This is a genomic window from Pseudomonas sp. D1-36, from assembly GCF_051132205.1.
Lineage (GTDB): Bacteria > Pseudomonadota > Gammaproteobacteria > Pseudomonadales > Pseudomonadaceae > Aquipseudomonas.
This window is the reverse complement of record NZ_CP071674.1, coordinates 5566857-5583050: the sequence shown is the minus strand read 5'-3', so window position 1 is coordinate 5583050 and position 16194 is coordinate 5566857. Positions and strand designations below refer to the sequence as shown.

Genomic DNA, 16194 nt, shown 5'->3' with positions numbered 1-16194 from the left:
TTGAAGAATGAAGATCGGTGTAATCGGTGGCGGCCAGTTGGGTCGCATGTTGGCCCTGGCGGGTACGCCGCTGGGGATGAACTTCGCTTTCCTGGACCCGGCGCCGGACGCCTGTGCCGCTGCCTTGGGTGAACACCTGCGGGCCGATTATGGCGACCAGGATCACTTGCGCCAATTGGCCGATGAGGTCGACCTGGTGACCTTCGAGTTCGAAAGCGTCCCGGCTGAAACCGTGGCCTTCCTGTCCCAGTTCGTCCCGGTCTACCCGAGCGCCGAAGCCCTGCGTATCGCCCGCGACCGTTGGTTCGAAAAGAACATGTTCAAGGACCTGGGCATCCCGACGCCGGCCTTTGCCGACATCCAGTCCCAGGCTGACCTGGAAGCCGCGGTCGCTTCAATCGGCCTGCCGGCCGTGCTCAAGACCCGTACCCTGGGTTACGACGGCAAGGGCCAGAAAGTCCTGCGCAACCCTGAAGATGTCGCCGGCACCTTTGCCGAGCTGGGCAGCGTCGGCTGCCTGCTGGAAGGTTTCGTGCCGTTCACCGGTGAAGTCTCGCTCATCGCCGTGCGTGCCCGCGACGGTGAAATCCGCTTCTACCCGCTGGTGCACAACACCCACAAGGACGGGATTCTCAAGCTGTCCGTCGCCAGCACCGACCATCCACTGCAAGCCCTGGCCGAAGACTACTCCAGCCGCGTGCTCAAGCAGCTTGACTACGTTGGTGTGATGGCGTTCGAGTTCTTCGAAGTGGACGGGGGCCTCAAGGCCAACGAAATCGCCCCGCGTGTCCACAACTCCGGGCACTGGACCACTGAAGGCGCCGAGTGCAGCCAGTTCGAAAACCACCTGCGGGCGGTCGCTGGGTTGCCGCTGGGGTCGACCGCCAAGGTCGGTGAAAGCGCGATGCTGAATTTCATCGGCAAAGTGCCGGACACCGAGAAAGTCCTGGCAATCGCCGACTGCCACCTGCATCACTATGGCAAGGCTTTCAAAGTGGGGCGCAAGGTTGGCCACGCCAACCTGCGTTGCGCCGACCGTGCCACGTTGGCCCAGCAGATCATCAAGGTCGAAACGCTGATCGCCGAACAATAGTCTGCAACGGCGGTGGAACCATTCATCGGCTAACCTCTCTCATGGCTAAGTGCCAAAACCCGATCAGGGTTTTGGCTTAGCGTTCAATCAGAGGGAAATGCCATGGGAATCATCGGAACCATTTTAATCGGCTTGATCGTTGGCCTGCTCGCACGCTTCCTGAAGCCCGGCGATGACAGCATGGGCTGGATCATGACTATCCTGCTCGGTATCGGCGGTTCGTTGGCGGCCACTTACGGCGGCCAGGCCCTGGGCATCTATCAGGCCGGCGAAGGCGCGGGCTTCATCGGCGCCCTGGTGGGTGCCATCGTGTTGCTGGTGATCTACGGCCTGATCAAAAGAAACTGATCAAACCTGATGAAGCCCTCTCCGCGCGGCGCACGGAGAGGGCTAAACTGCCCGGCGTTTCATTCCATTCTTTGCCGAGCCCTTTCATGCGCCGTCTAGTGTTGACCCTTCTTTTGCTGGGCAGTGGCCTGGCCCACGCCGCCGAGCTACCGGAAACCGACTGGCTCGAACTGATGCCCAAGTCGGACCAGAAAGCCCTCGAGGCGATGCCCGAGATCGATCACGACTCCCCCGAAGCCAGTGGCACCTTCACCGAAAAAGGTGGCCTCAAGCAAAGCAAAGGCTTGCCGGCGGTGATGTACTCGACCAAGACCGTGGCGTCGATGAATGACAAGCACCTGCGCATTGGCGGCTATCCGGTTCCTTTGGAAACCGACGCCAAAGGCCGCAGTACGCTGTTTTTCCTGGTGCCTTACCCGGGCGCCTGCATCCACGTTCCCCCGCCGCCGCCCAATCAATTGGTACTGGTGCGCTATCCTAAGGGCGTGAAGCTCGACGACATCTATACGCCGCTGTGGGTCACCGGCACCCTGAAGATCGAGAAGGTCGACAACGACCTGGCGAGCGCGGCGTATGCGCTGGATGCGGAGAAGGTGAGGGTGGTGCAGGAGGCGGATTTGTGACCGGCCGGTTGACCTGACACAGTTCCAATTGTGGGAGCGAGCTTGCTCGCGATGGCGATGCATCAGTCGACGCGGGTGTTGACTGTCAGTCCGCTATCGCGAGCAAGCTCGCTCCCACAGTAGCCTTGCGGTGTCAGAGCGGCTTGCTGCAAATACTCACGCCAAGGGTATGGCTGGCGTCCGGCAACAACGTCACCGCATCATCCATCACGTTGGCCGTCTCGATGCAAAGCATGCGCTGCCAGCCATCGTCGGCCATGTCGCTGAAGGCCTTGGCGCGCTCGGTCCAGGGGTTCCAGATCACCGCCGAGCGTGATCCGCTAGCGGTCAGTTCTATGCGTCGATTCCAATGGGGGTCGACGATGCTCAGTGTCGGTGGGGTATCGAGATAGATACGGTCGGTTTCACCGATGAAGCGCAGGTCGCCCGCCTGGGTGTGTGTATTCCAGTCGTCCAGCGTCTCGATGTAGTCCAGGCCGTCGACCCCGTCGACCTGTACGTTGCGCACATCGCTGACCGCGAAATAGCTGTGCAGCGCCTGGCTGAGGCTGACGGTCTCGCTGCCTCGGTTATGGCTGGTGAGGCGGATATGCAGTTGCTCATCCATCACGATGGTCAGCGTCAGGTCGACCTGATGGGGCCACCCAGGCAGCCCGTTTTCCGGGTAGGGCAGCACGAATTCGATTTTCAGGCGCTCGCCCACGGCCTCGATGCCTTTCAATTCCCAATCCATCGCTCGCACCAGGCCGTGGGCCGTGGCCGGTTCATTGCTGACGCGCATGGCCTGGATGCTGTCGGGGTTGCGGGTCAGGTTGCCGAACCAGGGCCAGCACACCGGCACACCGGCGCGGATGCTCTTGCCCGCCTTGAACGTAGCCTGGTCATTGAGCCAGATCAGCGGCGGCTGGCCATCCACCTGATAGCTGAGGATATGCGCGCCTTGCTGGGCCACCAGCAACTCGGCCTGACCGTGGCGGATGCGCCAACCGTTCAGTTCATCCAGTTTGACGGCTTCGACATTGGGCGTAGGCATGGGGCGCATCTCGTTCAGGAACATGGACTGCAATGGACCGCAAAACGGCCCCCGCGTTTAACGGGCGCGTGGTGGAACCGAGCGAGTGCGGCCACTGCCGTCGATGGCGACGAAGACGAACACCGCTTCGGTGACCTTGCGCCATTCGCTGGACAACGGATCATCGCTCCACACCTCGACCATCATCTGGATCGAGCTGCGGCCGATCTCCAACGCCTGGGTATAGAAGGACAACTGCGCACCCACCGCCACCGGCACCAGGAACGCCATGCGATCAATCGCCACGGTCGCCACGCGGCCGCCCGCCACCTTGCTGGCCATCGCAGTGCCCGCCAGGTCCATCTGGGACACCAGCCAGCCGCCGAAAATGTCGCCGAAGCCGTTGGTATCACGGGGAAGCGCGGTGATTTGCAGGGCCAGGTCGCCTTGCGGGATTGGATCTTCTTGTTCGAGCTCTATCATGCCGGGGGTGCCTCTGACCCGTAACTCTGTCTTGTCTTTCAGGTGAATAGCCGTCTTTGTAAAAAACGATTCAGCCCGAACTGCCACGTTCGTCACGTTTTTCGTAAAGGCGCGCCAAAGGGAAACTCTGCGAAACCGGCTGATCTTGTACTACATCACCAACGGCGTTTTCGCACAGCAACCCCTTACAGAGTGTCGCAAGGTTGCGAGTATATCGGGCGATAGACGTCGAGACGACCACTGGGTTCTGATTTTGACTGTCAATTACGCCCCTCTATGTGCTTTTTCGAACAATTTGCTATCGTGCCGAACCTGCCCGGGCTCTCATCAGTGTTGTCGGGCCGAGAACCGACTATAAGAGAAACCCTTGCCATGACCACTGCGCCTTCGAGCACGGCGACGCCCGCACAACCCGCCCGTCCGCTGACCCGTAACGACTACAAGACCCTGTCGCTTTCTGCCCTGGGCGGCGCGCTGGAGTTCTACGATTTCATTATTTTCGTGTTCTTCGCCACCGTGGTCGGCAAGCTGTTCTTCCCCGCTGAAATGCCCGAATGGCTGCGCCTGATGCAAACGTTTGGCATTTTTGCCGCTGGATATCTGGCCCGGCCGCTGGGCGGGATCATCATGGCTCACTTCGGCGACCTGCTGGGGCGCAAGAAAATGTTCACCCTGAGCATTTTCATGATGGCCGTGCCGACCCTGATCATGGGTTTGTTGCCGACCTACGCGCAGATCGGCATGTGGGCGCCGATTCTCTTGTTGCTGATGCGCGTGATCCAGGGGGCGGCGATCGGTGGCGAGGTACCGGGGGCCTGGGTATTCGTTTCCGAGCACGTGCCGGCGCGCCACATCGGCTACGCCTGCGGCACCCTGACCTGCGGCCTGACGGCGGGGATTCTGTTGGGTTCGTTGGTCGCCACCGCCATCAATAGCATTTATACGCCGGTGGAAGTGGCGGATTACGCTTGGCGAATCCCGTTCCTGCTGGGCGGCGTGTTCGGCCTGTTTTCGGTGTACCTGCGTCGCTGGCTGCACGAAACCCCGGTGTTTGCCGAACTGCAATTGCGCAAGGCCTTGGCCGAAGAAGTGCCGTTGCGCGCCGTGCTGCGCGACCATCGTGGAGCCATTGTCATTTCCATGCTGTTGACTTGGCTGCTGTCGGCCGGCGTCATCGTAGTCATCCTGATGACCCCGACGGTGTTGCAGACGGTGCACCACTTCAGCCCGACTACGGCGCTGCAGGCCAATAGCCTGGCAATCGTATTCCTGAGTTTCGGTTGCATTGGCGCCGGTGTATTGGCCGACCGCTTTGGTGCCGGCCGGGTGTTCGTGTTTGGCAGCGGTTTGTTGTTGATCACGTTCTGGACCTTCTATCACAGCCTGTTCACTCACCCTGAGTGGCTGTTCCCGCTCTACGCCTTGAGTGGCTTGCTGGTGGGCACCATCGGCGCAGTGCCCTACGTCATGGTCAATGCCTTCCCGGCCGTGGTGCGCTTCAGTGGGCTATCGTTTTCCTACAACCTGGCCTACGCAATCTTCGGCGGTTTGACGCCAATGATCGTGACCCTGCTGTTGAAAGAAAGCCCGATGGGGCCGGCGTATTACGTCGCGATCATCTGCGGCATCGGGATGGTGATCGGTGGGTATCTTTGGAAGAAAGGCCGCTAAGCGGCGCCGAACAGCCCTGTGGCGAGGGGATGAATCCCTTCGCCACAACATCCTGCAAACCTCAATGCTGGCCTTTCATCCAATTGTCATATTTCAGCCATAGAGTGTTCACACGGCTTCCCAATACTTGGCCGACTTAACACACCTATCTGCTAGGAGTAAGGCATGAAACTGAAGCGTTTGATGGCGGCAATGACCTTTGTCGCTGCTGGCGTTGCGACTGCCAACGCGGTTGCCGCTGTTGACCCTGCGATCCCGAGCTACACCAAGACCACTGGTGTGTCGGGCAACCTGTCCAGCGTCGGCTCCGATACCCTGGCCAACCTGATGACCTTGTGGGCCGAGAACTACAAGAAAGAATACCCGAACGTAAACATCCAGATTCAGGCCGCCGGTTCCTCCACCGCGCCACCCGCACTCACCGAAGGCACCGCCAACCTGGGCCCGATGAGCCGCAAGATGAAAGACAACGAGCTGCAGGCCTTCGAACAGAAGTACGGCTACAAGCCAACCGCTATCCCGGTTGCCGTGGACGCCCTGGCCGTGTTCGTGCACAAGGACAACCCGATCAAGCACCTGACCATGGCCCAGGTCGATGCGATCTTCTCCTCGACTCGCCTGTGCGGCGCCAAGGCTGACGTCAAGACCTGGGGCGACCTGGGCGTGACCGGCGACCTGGCCAACAAGCCAGTCCAGCTGTTCGGTCGCAACTCGGTGTCCGGCACCTACGGCTACTTCAAGGAAGAAGCCCTGTGCAAGGGCGACTACAAGCCAAACGTCAACGAGCAGCCGGGTTCGGCTTCGGTTGTGCAGTCGATCAGCAGCTCGCTTAACGGCATCGGCTACTCGGGTATCGGCTACAAGACCGCCAGCGTGAAAACCGTTGCCCTGGCCAAGAAAGAAGGCGGCGAGTTCATCGAAGACACCGAAGAAAACGCTCTGAACGGCAAGTACCCGCTGTCGCGTTTCCTCTACGTCTACGTCAACAAGGCGCCGAACAAGCCTCTGGCCCCGCTGGAAGCCGAGTTCGTGAAGCTGATCCTGTCCAAGCAAGGCCAGGAAGTCGTGGTCAAGGACGGCTACATCCCGGTTCCAGCCAAAGTTGCCGCCAAGGCACTGGCTGACCTGGGTCTGCAGGAAGGCGGCAACGTCGCCAAGCAGTAACACCTGAGCCCGGGCCAACGCCCGGGCTGCGGTGGGAGTGCAGACCACTTCCACCGCCCAATTTTCCCATCCGCTGCCGCTTCTAGCTGGCGGCGGATTTGTTGCGTCACTTCACTGTCATCTTTCTGTCATACAGGATCGCTAGGGTGTGCGCATGAATGATCTGGCCAACTCCACAATGACTACGACTTCCCCTCCCAAGCGCATTGACTTCAATACGCCTGAGCTGCAACGCAAGCGCCGCATTCGTGCGCTCAAGGATCGCCTGACCCGCTGGTACGTGCTGGTGGGCGGCCTCGCCGTCCTGGCGGCCATTACCCTGATTTTCTTTTTCCTCGCCTACGTGGTGCTGCCCCTGTTCCAGGGCGCGGACCTGACCGCCAAGGATTCGATCACCCCAGCCTGGATGCAAGACGCCGGCAAGCCGCTGATGATCGCCATCGAAGAGCAGAACCAAGTGGCCATGCGGGTCTCCGACAAGGGCCAGGCGCTGTTCTACAACCTCGACAGCGGTGCCGAACTGCGCCGCGTCGACCTGCCGGTTCCGGCCGGCGCCAGTGTGACGTCCATTGGTGAAGACCAGCCCGGCAGCCCATTGGTGGCGATCGGCCTGTCCAACGGCCAGGCCCTGGTGTTCCGCCACACTTATAAAGTCAGTTACCCCGATGGCAAGAAAACCATTTCGCCCGCGATCGAATACCCGTACGGCGAGGCGCCGATCGCGCTGAACGAGCAGGGCGCGGCTTTGGAACACGTCAGCCTCAACGCCACCGATTCGACGCTGCTGCTGGCCGGCTCCAGTGGCGCGCAGCTGTATGTGCTGTCGCTGACCAGCGAAGAAAACATGATGACCGGCGAAATCACCAGCGAGCAGACGCGTATCGACCTGCCGCAGATGACCGAGCCGGTGAAGAACATTTTCGTCGACCCGCGCCAGCAGTGGTTGTACGTGGTCAACGGTCGCGCCCAGGCCGACGTGTTCAGCCTGCGGGAAAAGAGCCTGAACGGTCGCTACAAGCTGCTGGAGAACGCCGATGCCCAAGTCACCGCGGCCGCCCAGTTGGTAGGGGGGATTTCGCTGATCATCGGCGACTCCAAGGGTGGCCTGGCCCAGTGGTTCATGGCTCGCGATCCGGACGGTGAATCGCGCTTCAAACAGATTCGTACTTTCCAGATGGGCAGCGCGCCCATCGTCGAGATCAGCGCCGAGGAACGCCGCAAGGGTTTCGTGGCCCTCGACACCGCCGGCAAGCTCGGCGTGTTCCACAGCACCGCCCACCGCACCTTGCTGGTGGACCAGGTAGTCGACGGCCAAGGTCTGTTCGGCATGTCCCCACGGGCCAACCGCCTGATCGTGGAGCAGGGCGGCAAGCTGCAACCGTTGATGCTGGATAACCCACACCCGGAAGTGTCCTGGAGTGCGTTGTGGAGCAAGGTCTGGTACGAAAACTACGACGAACCCAAATACGTCTGGCAATCGACCGCCGCCAACACCGACTTCGAACCCAAGCTGAGCCTTTCGCCGCTGACCTTCGGCACCTTGAAGGCCGCGTTCTACGCGATGCTGCTGGCCGCGCCGCTGGCGGTTGCCGCCGCGATCTACACTGCCTACTTCATGGCGCCGGGCATGCGCCGCAAGGTCAAACCGGTGATCGAGCTGATGGAAGCGATGCCGACGGTGATCCTCGGCTTCTTCGCCGGCCTGTTTCTGGCGCCGTACGTCGAAGGGCACCTGCCGGGCATCTTCAGCCTGCTGATGTTGCTGCCGATCGGCATCCTCGTCGCCGGCTTCGTCTTCAGCCGCCTGCCGGAATCCATTCGCCTGCGGGTGCCGGATGGCTGGGAAAGCGCGCTGTTGATCCCTGTGATCCTGTTCGTGGGCTGGCTCTCGCTGTACATGAGCCCGTACCTTGAAGCCTGGTTCTTCGGCGGCGACATGCGCATGTGGATTTCCCATGACCTGGGCATCACCTACGACCAGCGCAACGCCTTGGTGGTGGGCCTGGCGATGGGCTTCGCGGTGATCCCGAACATCTACTCGATTGCCGAAGACGCCGTGTTCAGCGTGCCGCGCGGCCTGACCCTGGGCTCTCTGGCCCTCGGCGCCACGCCGTGGCAGACCATGACTCGCGTGGTGATCCTCACCGCCAGCCCGGGCATCTTCTCGGCGCTGATGATCGGCATGGGTCGCGCGGTGGGCGAGACCATGATCGTGCTGATGGCCACCGGTAACACGCCGGTCATGGAGATGAACCTGTTCGAAGGCCTGCGCACCCTGGCGGCCAACGTGGCGGTTGAAATGCCTGAGTCCGAAGTCGGGGGCAGCCATTACCGCGTGCTGTTCCTGTCGGCCTTGGTGCTGCTGTTGTTCACCTTCGTCATGAACACCCTCGCCGAGCTGATCCGTCAGCGTCTGCGCAAGAAATATTCGTCGCTTTAAGAAAGGTAGAAGTCTGTGAAACAGAACTCCCTGAAAGGATGGTTCAAGAGCGGCGCCCCTGGCGTCTGGATCAGCGGTGGCGCGGTGTCCATCGCGGTCATCATGACCATTGGCCTGCTGGCGGTGATTGCCGTGCGCGGCCTCGGCCACTTCTGGCCGGCGGACCTGATCCACGCCAATTACAACGTGCCGGGCATGCCTGCGCACCTGGTGGTAGGCGAAGTCGTACAGAAAGAAGAAGTGCCTCGCGAGCGCCTGAAAAGTGCTGGCCTGCCGGTGCCGGACGAAGGCCCTGAGTTCATGACCCGTGAATTGGTCAAGGTCGGCAATCGTGACCTCAACGGCACCGATTTCACCTGGATCGTCGGCGACTGGCTGACCAACCAGACCACACCACCGGAGCTGATGGCCCTTGAGCGCCGCGAGTGGGGCAATTTCTACGGCTACCTGGTCAACGTCAAGGAACAAGGCAAGGTCATCGCCGAGGGCGAAGCGGCGTGGCCGCAGTTGCAGGCGCGTATCGAGCGGGTCAACCAATTGGCCGACGAGCTCAAGACCCTGGAAAAAACCGACATCGGCGCGATCAACGCTGGCCTGGAGCGCATCCGCCTGCACGGTCGCAAGCTGGAGCTGGACGGCAAGCTCGACGCCGCCGCCCAGGCCGACCTGGAAAGCGAACGCGCCGAACTCAACGCTCGCTACAAGGACATCGAGGCGCGCCTGGCCGACCTGCATGGCCAGTTCAATCGCGACAGCCTGACGGCCCGCGATGCCAACGGCAAGGAAGTGGAAATCGAAATCGGCAAAGTGGTGCATGCCTACCAGCCAAACGGCATGGGCACGCTCACCAAGCTGGGTTTCTATTTCAGCAAGGTCTGGGAATTCCTCAGCGACGATCCGCGTGAAGCCAACACCGAAGGCGGTATCTTCCCGGCGATTTTCGGCACCGTGATGATGACCCTCATCATGGCAATGATCGTGACGCCGTTCGGCGTGCTGGCGGCGGTTTACCTGCGTGAATACGCGCGCCAGGGGACGATGACCCGTCTGATCCGCATTGCGGTGAACAACCTCGCCGGTGTCCCGGCCATCGTCTACGGCGTGTTCGGCCTGGGCTTCTTCGTCTACGTGCTGGGCGGTTCGGTTGACCGACTGTTCTTCCCCGAAGCCTTGCCGGCGCCGACTTTCGGTACCCCAGGCCTGCTCTGGGCATCGTTGACCCTGGCGTTGCTGGCGGTGCCGGTGGTAATCGTCGCCACCGAAGAAGGTCTGGCAAGGATTCCACGTACCGTGCGCGAAGGCTCTCTGGCCCTCGGCGCGACCAAGGCCGAGACCCTGTGGAAAATCGTCCTGCCGATGGCGAGCCCGGCGATGATGACAGGCATGATCCTCGCGGTGGCCCGTGCCGCTGGCGAAGTTGCGCCGTTGATGTTGGTGGGTGTGGTGAAACTTGCGCCGTCGCTGCCGCTGGATGGCAACTACCCGTACCTGCACCTGGACCAGAAGATCATGCACCTGGGCTTCCATATCTATGACGTCGGCTTCCAGAGCCCGAACGTAGAGGCTGCCCGGCCGTTGGTCTACGCCACGGCGCTGCTGCTGGTGCTGGTGATCGCGATCCTGAACCTGTCGGCGGTGTGGATTCGTAACCACCTGCGCGAAAAGTACAAAGCACTGGATAGTTGATTACACATCGATTTCCTGTGGGAGCGAGCCTTCTCGCGATGGCATCACCTCGGTTCTAAAATCAGACCGAGTCGCCTGAATCGCGAGCAGGCTCGCTCCCACACATACACAGATTGGCCTGGCCACTCATTGGCCAACCGAACCGAATTTGTTAGCACAGGGAGCCTCCCATGCAACACGAAGCACACACACACGGCATCAACATGTCGGCCCTGGGCCGCGACAAGCAGAGCTTGAACCTGGCTCAGGAAACCGTCGCCATCGAAGTGCCCGGCCTGAACCTGTTCTACGGCCAGAAGCAGGCGTTATACGACGTCAGCCTGAACATCCCGAAACAGCGCGTCACCGCGTTCATCGGCCCGTCGGGCTGCGGCAAGTCGACCTTGCTGCGCACCTTCAACCGCATGAACGACCTGGTGGACGGTTGCCGCGTCGAAGGCGAGATCAACCTCTACGGCAACAACATCTACCGCAAGGGCGAAGACGTGGCCGAGCTGCGCCGCCGCGTTGGCATGGTGTTCCAGAAGCCCAACCCGTTCCCGAAAACCATCTACGAGAACGTGGTCTACGGCCTGCGCATCCAGGGCATCAACAAGAAGCGGGTCCTCGACGAAGCCGTGGAATGGGCCCTCAAGGGCGCGGCGCTGTGGGACGAGGTCAAGGATCGCCTGCACGATTCGGCCCTGGGCCTGTCCGGCGGTCAGCAGCAACGTCTGGTCATCGCCCGCACCATCGCGGTGGAGCCGGAAGTCCTGCTGCTCGACGAACCTTGCTCGGCACTGGACCCGATCTCGACACTGAAGGTCGAGGAGCTGATCTACGAGCTCAAGTCCAAGTTCACCATCGTCATCGTGACCCACAACATGCAGCAGGCGGCGCGTGTGTCCGACTACACCGCGTTCATGTACATGGGCAAGCTGGTGGAGTTCGGTGACACCGATACCTTGTTTACCAATCCGGCCATGAAGCAGACCGAGGACTACATCACAGGTCGCTATGGCTAGCCCTAGAGCCGCAAGCGTCAAGCTGCAAGCGGCAAGTAAAAAGCGATCCGAGTAACGACACACATCAGCTTGCAGCTTGAAGCTTGCAGCTCACAGCTTTTGCGGAGCAAAACCATGATTTCGAAGGAAGGCCTCACTCATCACATTTCCGCGCAATTCAACGCCGAGCTTGAAGAGGTGCGCAGCCACCTGCTGGCGATGGGCGGGCTGGTGGAAAAGCAGGTCAACGACGCGGTGACCGCGCTGATCGAGGCTGATTCCGGCCTGGCCCAGCAGGTGCGCGAGATCGATGACCAGATCAACCAGATGGAACGCAACATCGACGAAGAGTGCCTGCGCATCCTTGCCCGTCGCCAGCCGGCCGCTTCCGACCTGCGCCTGATCATCAGCATTTCCAAGTCGGTGATCGACCTTGAGCGGATCGGCGACGAAGCCACCAAGATCGCCCGTCGTGCCATCCAATTGTGCGAAGAAGGCGAAGCCCCGCGCGGTTACGTCGAGGTTCGCCACATTGGTGACCAGGTGCGCAACATGGTCCGCGACGCGCTGGACGCCTTTGCCCGTTTCGACGCCGACCTGGCGCTGTCGGTGGCGCAGTACGACAAGATCATCGACCGCGAATACAAGACCGCCCTGCGTGAACTGGCGACCTACATGATGGAAGACCCACGCTCTATCTCGCGGGTGTTGAGCATCATCTGGGTGCTGCGTTCCCTGGAGCGTATCGGCGATCATGCGCGCAACATCTCCGAATTGGTCATCTACCTGGTGCGTGGCACCGATGTGCGCCACATGGGGCTCAAGCGGATGAAGGAAGAAGTGGAGGGCACCCCGTCCGAAACCGCTAATGTTCCCGGTGAAACTGACGATAAGTAAGATTGCCAAGAAAAGCGCCCGGCCTTCTGGTCGGGCTTTTTTTTTGCGCTTTTTTTAGTCGAAAGCAGCACCCCGCGAACGAAAAGTCCCGGCGTGACTGAAGCTTTTTGGCAATATGCCATCAGTAAGGCGGTATGCTTGCCGGGATTTTTTAGAGGTGTATCTGGATGAGTAAGGTCAGTGTGTTGGTCGTGGACGATGCTTCGTTCATTCGTGACTTGGTGAAGAAGTGCCTGCGCAACTACTTCCCAGGTATCCGCATTGAAGACGCGGTGAACGGCAAGAAAGCCCAGGCCCTGCTGGCCCGTGAAGCGTTCGACCTGGTGCTGTGCGACTGGGAAATGCCGGAGATGTCCGGCCTGGAACTGTTGACCTGGTGCCGCCAGCAGGACAACCTCAAAGGCATGCCCTTCGTGATGGTGACCAGCCGTGGCGACAAGGAGAACGTGGTCCAGGCCATCCAGGCCGGCGTATCCGGCTACGTCAGCAAGCCTTTCACCAATGAACAGCTGCTGACCAAGGTCAAACAGGCCCTGAACAAGGTTGGCAAGCTCGACACACTCATGAACAGCGCGCCGACCAAGATGAACTCGGCGTTTGGCAATGACTCCCTCAGCGCCCTGACCGGTGGCAAGCCCCCGACGGCGGCTGTTGCGTCGGCCCCCGCCGCCCCTGTGCCCGCCCCAGCTGCTCCAGCCCGTGGTTTGCTCAACAGCCCGCCGGTCAAGGCACCGGCCGCCACCACTTCGCCGACCAACCGTGGCCAAGGCCAGTTGCGCCTGTCCAGCGGCACCCAGCAATGCGTGATCAAGGCCCTGAGCCTCAAGGAAGCGCTGCTGGTGGTCAAGCGCACCGATACGCTGCCGCAAGTGCTGGAAAGCTCGGTACTGGATATGGAACAAGGCGACAACGCCGAGACCGCTCGTCTGAACGGCTACCTGCACGCCATCGTCGCCCATGAGCAGACGCCCGACAGCGAATGGTTGCAACTGACCTTCCGCTTCGTCGACAAAGACCCGCAGAAACTCGACTACATCTCCCGCCTGATCGCCCGCGGCACCGCCCAGAAGCACTTCGTACCGGGCGCCTGATACGGCGGCGCCCCTCAGTCCGCTTTCGTCGGATCGCCGCCCGGAGCAAGCTCGCTCCCACACTGATCTGTGTTTGTCACAAAATTTGTGTCCGCAGCAGATCCCTTGTGGGAGCGAGCCTGCTCGCGAAGAGGCCATCAGCTCCAACACCGACCGCTGATCCATTTTTGAAACATCTGCCGACTACGCTGGTCCATCCCAGCTGCTAGGCTGCTTTGCAGGCCTTCATTTCGACAGAATTCTTGCCCATGCTCGTGCCGTTGTTGTTCGCCTGTGGTCTCGTCCTGGCCGCCACCCCGGCCCTGGCCATGACCATCTACAAATCCACCGATGCCAATGGCGTGGTTTCCTATAGCGACCGCCCCAGCAAAGGCGCCCAGGTGTTCGTGTTCCGTGATCGGATGGTCGAACGCCTGGAGCGGCAGGTGTTCCTCGATATCAAGAAGCAGAAGGGCGCGGACGCGGTTTACGTGCGCAATGACCTGTATGCGCCCGTCGAGATCGAGCTGAGTTTCGTCGGGTTGCGCAACGTCAGCGGGGCGCCGAGCCGGCCGATTCGTCGGGTGATGCCAGCGCGCAGCAACCTGCGCCTGGCGCTGCTCACCGCCACCCGGCCCGGCAGGCCCCTCGTGTACACCCCAAGGTTCGAATATTCCCTGGGCGACCCGGCAGGCACCGCGCAGGCGTATCGCTACCCGCTGCCCTGGGTCGGCGGGCCGTTTCGATTGAGCCAGGGTGCCAATGGCCAATACAGCCACTACGGTCCCAAGAACCGCTACGCCATGGACATCGCGATGCCCGAGGGCACGCCGATCATCGCGGCGCGGGGCGGCGTGGTGGTCAAGACCGAAAACTCGCAGACCGGACGCGGCACCGACCCTTCCGGCAACTTCGTGCGCGTGCTGCATGACGACGGGACCATGGGTGTCTATCTGCACCTGCAAAAGGGCTCGGTGAGCGTACGGGAAGGGCAGCGGGTGGCGGTCGGTACGCCGTTGGCGCTCTCGGGAAACACCGGCAACAGCTCCGGCCCGCACCTGCATTTCGTGGTACAGCGCAATACCGGGTTGGGGCTGGTGTCGATTCCCTACCAGTTCAACCAACCGGTGGGCGACCTGCCCAATTTTGCGGTGGGTAAGCAGTAGACGTTCGCGGGGGCTTTTCGTGGCGAGGGAGCTTGCTCCCGCTGGGCCGCGAAGCGGCCCCAAAAGCGACGACTGCTGCGCCCGAAGCGTCGGACCGGCCGAGCGGGAGCAAGCTCCCTCGCCACAGGAGGCCCGCCGGGACGGTCAATCGAGCATCAACACCTTCGCCAGGATGATCTTGGGCCCCTTCATCTTCTTGATGATGATCCGCAGGCCTTCGACTTCCAGCACTTCTTCCTCTTCCGGCACGCGCTTGAGGGTTTCATAGACCAGCCCGGCCAGGGTCTCGGCTTCGATGTGGTCCAGGTCGATCCCCAACAGGCGTTCGACCTTGAACAGCGGCGTGTCGCCGCGCACCAGCAGCTTGCCCGGCTGGTAGGCCAGGATGCCGCGCTCGGCCTTGCGGTGTTCGTCCTGGATGTCGCCCACCAGCACTTCCAGCACGTCTTCCATGGTCAGGTAGCCGATGATGTTGCCATCGGCCTCTTCGACCACGGCGAAGTGCGAGCCGCCCTTGCGGAATTGTTCCAGTAATTGCGACAACGGCATGTGCCGCGACACGCGCTCCAATGGCCGGGTCAGTTCGGCCAGGTTGAACGATTCGGGAATGTGATCCAGGGCCGCCAGTTCCAGCAGCAGGTCCTTGATGTGCAGCAGGCCGACGAACTCCTGGCGCTCGCTGTCGTACACCGGATAACGGCTGAACTTGTGGCGGCGGAACATCGCCAGGATTTCCTTGAGCGGCGCGTTGAACTCCAGCGTCACCAGGTCTTCCCGGGAGTTGGCCCAGTCCACCACTTCCAGCTCGCCCATTTCCACGGCGGAAGCCAGCACGCGCATGCCTTGGTCGCTTGGGTCCTGGCCACGGCTGGAGTGCAGGATCAGCTTCAACTCTTCGCGGCTGTAGTGGTGTTCATGATGAGGCCCGGGCTCGCCTTGGCCGGCGATGCGCAGGATGGCGTTGGCGCTGGCATTGAGCAGGTAGATCGCCGGGTACATGGCCCAGTAGAACAGGTACAACGGCGCGGCCGTCCACAGGGACAGCAGCTCGGGTTTGCGAATCGCCCAGGATTTGGGCGCCAGCTCGCCGACCACGATGTGCAGGTAGGAAATGATGAAGAACGCAGTGAAGAACGACACGCCCTTGATCACTTCCGGCGACTCGACACCGATCGCGCCCAGCAACGGCTCGAGGATATGGGCGAACGCCGGCTCACCGACCCAGCCCAGGCCCAGGGAGGCGAGGGTAATACCCAGCTGGCAAGCCGACAGGTAGGCGTCGAGCTGGCTATGGACAGTGCGCAGGATATGCCCACGCCAGCCATGCTGCTCGGCGATGGCCTCGACCCGGGTCGAGCGCAGCTTGACCATGGCGAACTCCGCCGCAACGAAAAATCCGTTGAGCAGGACCAGGATCAAAGCAAAGAGAATCATGCCGAATTCGGCGAAGAGCGTAACGAGGGACAAGCCAGGGGAAGGGTCCATGATGGAGTTTTGCAGGTTCCGTAAGTGCGTAAGGTTCGAAATCAGTGCCTGAAAAGGCAGGCATAAGTCAGCC

Annotated in this window: 14 protein-coding genes; 11 read left to right on the top strand and 3 right to left on the bottom strand. The window is 61.3% G+C overall.

Going from position 1 to position 16194, the window contains the following annotated elements; all coding sequences use genetic code 11:
- Positions 1–7: 7 nt before the first annotated feature.
- The 3 genes from J3P76_RS25200 to J3P76_RS25190 all read left to right on the top strand — a co-directional run bounded on the left by J3P76_RS25200 (position 8) and on the right by J3P76_RS25190 (position 2064).
- Positions 8–1093, top strand: a complete 1086-nt coding sequence (locus J3P76_RS25200; RefSeq protein ID WP_420767107.1) for a 5-(carboxyamino)imidazole ribonucleotide synthase — start codon at positions 8–10, stop codon at positions 1091–1093.
- Positions 1094–1195: 102 nt separating this feature from the next.
- Positions 1196–1441, top strand: a complete 246-nt coding sequence (locus J3P76_RS25195) for a GlsB/YeaQ/YmgE family stress response membrane protein (protein WP_186611365.1) — start codon at positions 1196–1198, stop codon at positions 1439–1441.
- An 86-nt stretch (positions 1442–1527) separates the two neighbouring features.
- A complete protein-coding gene (locus J3P76_RS25190) occupies positions 1528–2064 on the top strand; it encodes a DUF3299 domain-containing protein (protein WP_082112055.1) in 537 nt (178 codons plus the stop codon).
- Positions 2065–2197: 133 nt separating this feature from the next.
- Here J3P76_RS25190 and J3P76_RS25185 read toward each other — a convergent pair whose 3' ends face one another.
- Entirely contained in the window at positions 2198–3097 is a 900-nt protein-coding gene (locus tag J3P76_RS25185; protein WP_434608796.1) for a D-hexose-6-phosphate mutarotase, read from the bottom strand.
- 57 nt (positions 3098–3154) lie between these two features.
- Positions 3155–3559 (bottom strand): acyl-CoA thioesterase, encoded by a 405-nt coding sequence (locus J3P76_RS25180; protein WP_030139126.1) that lies wholly within the window; start codon positions 3557–3559, stop codon positions 3155–3157.
- 372 nt (positions 3560–3931) lie between these two features.
- Here J3P76_RS25180 and J3P76_RS25175 point away from each other — a divergent pair, with 372 nt between their 5' ends.
- The 8 genes from J3P76_RS25175 (at position 3932) to J3P76_RS25140 (ending at position 14636) form a co-directional block, all read left to right on the top strand.
- Entirely contained in the window at positions 3932–5230 is a 1299-nt protein-coding gene (locus J3P76_RS25175) for an MFS transporter (RefSeq protein WP_420767109.1), read from the top strand.
- A 165-nt stretch (positions 5231–5395) separates the two neighbouring features.
- Positions 5396–6394 (top strand): phosphate ABC transporter substrate-binding protein PstS, encoded by a 999-nt coding sequence (locus tag J3P76_RS25170; RefSeq protein ID WP_053127032.1) that lies wholly within the window; start codon positions 5396–5398, stop codon positions 6392–6394.
- Between the two features lie 406 nt (positions 6395–6800).
- Positions 6801–8834 carry an ABC transporter permease subunit gene (locus J3P76_RS25165; RefSeq protein ID WP_434611693.1) on the top strand — a complete coding sequence of 678 codons (2034 nt, stop codon included), beginning with the start codon at positions 6801–6803 and terminating at the stop codon, positions 8832–8834.
- Between the two features lie 15 nt (positions 8835–8849).
- Positions 8850–10520: a phosphate ABC transporter permease PstA gene (gene pstA, locus J3P76_RS25160; RefSeq protein ID WP_420767112.1), complete on the top strand. Its 1671-nt coding sequence runs from the start codon at positions 8850–8852 to the stop codon at positions 10518–10520.
- Between the two features lie 170 nt (positions 10521–10690).
- Complete coding sequence (gene pstB, locus J3P76_RS25155; protein ID WP_420767113.1) at positions 10691–11524, top strand: phosphate ABC transporter ATP-binding protein PstB; 834 nt, start codon at positions 10691–10693, stop codon at positions 11522–11524.
- 114 nt (positions 11525–11638) lie between these two features.
- Entirely contained in the window at positions 11639–12400 is a 762-nt protein-coding gene (gene phoU / locus J3P76_RS25150) for a phosphate signaling complex protein PhoU (protein WP_030139132.1), read from the top strand.
- Between the two features lie 167 nt (positions 12401–12567).
- The gene (locus J3P76_RS25145; protein ID WP_420767114.1) at positions 12568–13491 is read left to right on the top strand and encodes a response regulator; all 924 of its coding nucleotides are present in this window, start codon (positions 12568–12570) and stop codon (positions 13489–13491) included.
- 248 nt (positions 13492–13739) lie between these two features.
- Positions 13740–14636 (top strand): peptidoglycan DD-metalloendopeptidase family protein, encoded by an 897-nt coding sequence (locus tag J3P76_RS25140; protein WP_420767115.1) that lies wholly within the window; start codon positions 13740–13742, stop codon positions 14634–14636.
- A gap of 144 nt (positions 14637–14780) precedes the next feature.
- On the opposite strand, the gene J3P76_RS25135 is transcribed toward J3P76_RS25140, so the two are convergent.
- Positions 14781–16121, bottom strand: coding sequence for a hemolysin family protein (locus J3P76_RS25135; protein ID WP_420767116.1), 1341 nt, complete (start codon positions 16119–16121; stop codon positions 14781–14783).
- Positions 16122–16194: the final 73 nt, after the last annotated feature.

Bases quoted from the DNA above. Each gene is read 5' to 3' on its own strand.
- J3P76_RS25195 (WP_186611365.1), top strand. From the start codon at position 1,196: ATGGGAATCATCGGAACCATTTTAATCGGCTTGATCGTTGGCCTGCTC.
- J3P76_RS25200 (WP_420767107.1), top strand. From the start codon at position 8: ATGAAGATCGGTGTAATCGGTGGCGGCCAGTTGGGTCGCATGTTGGCC.
- J3P76_RS25190 (WP_082112055.1), top strand. From the start codon at position 1,528: ATGCGCCGTCTAGTGTTGACCCTTCTTTTGCTGGGCAGTGGCCTGGCC.
- J3P76_RS25145 (WP_420767114.1), top strand. From the start codon at position 12,568: ATGAGTAAGGTCAGTGTGTTGGTCGTGGACGATGCTTCGTTCATTCGT.
- J3P76_RS25185 (WP_434608796.1), bottom strand. From the start codon at position 3,097: ATGCCTACGCCCAATGTCGAAGCCGTCAAACTGGATGAACTGAACGGT.
- J3P76_RS25180 (WP_030139126.1), bottom strand. From the start codon at position 3,559: ATGATAGAGCTCGAACAAGAAGATCCAATCCCGCAAGGCGACCTGGCC.
- pstB (WP_420767113.1), top strand. From the start codon at position 10,691: ATGCAACACGAAGCACACACACACGGCATCAACATGTCGGCCCTGGGC.
- J3P76_RS25135 (WP_420767116.1), bottom strand. From the start codon at position 16,121: ATGGACCCTTCCCCTGGCTTGTCCCTCGTTACGCTCTTCGCCGAATTC.
- J3P76_RS25175 (WP_420767109.1), top strand. From the start codon at position 3,932: ATGACCACTGCGCCTTCGAGCACGGCGACGCCCGCACAACCCGCCCGT.
- J3P76_RS25165 (WP_434611693.1), top strand. From the start codon at position 6,801: ATGCAAGACGCCGGCAAGCCGCTGATGATCGCCATCGAAGAGCAGAAC.
- J3P76_RS25170 (WP_053127032.1), top strand. From the start codon at position 5,396: ATGAAACTGAAGCGTTTGATGGCGGCAATGACCTTTGTCGCTGCTGGC.
- J3P76_RS25140 (WP_420767115.1), top strand. From the start codon at position 13,740: ATGCTCGTGCCGTTGTTGTTCGCCTGTGGTCTCGTCCTGGCCGCCACC.
- phoU (WP_030139132.1), top strand. From the start codon at position 11,639: ATGATTTCGAAGGAAGGCCTCACTCATCACATTTCCGCGCAATTCAAC.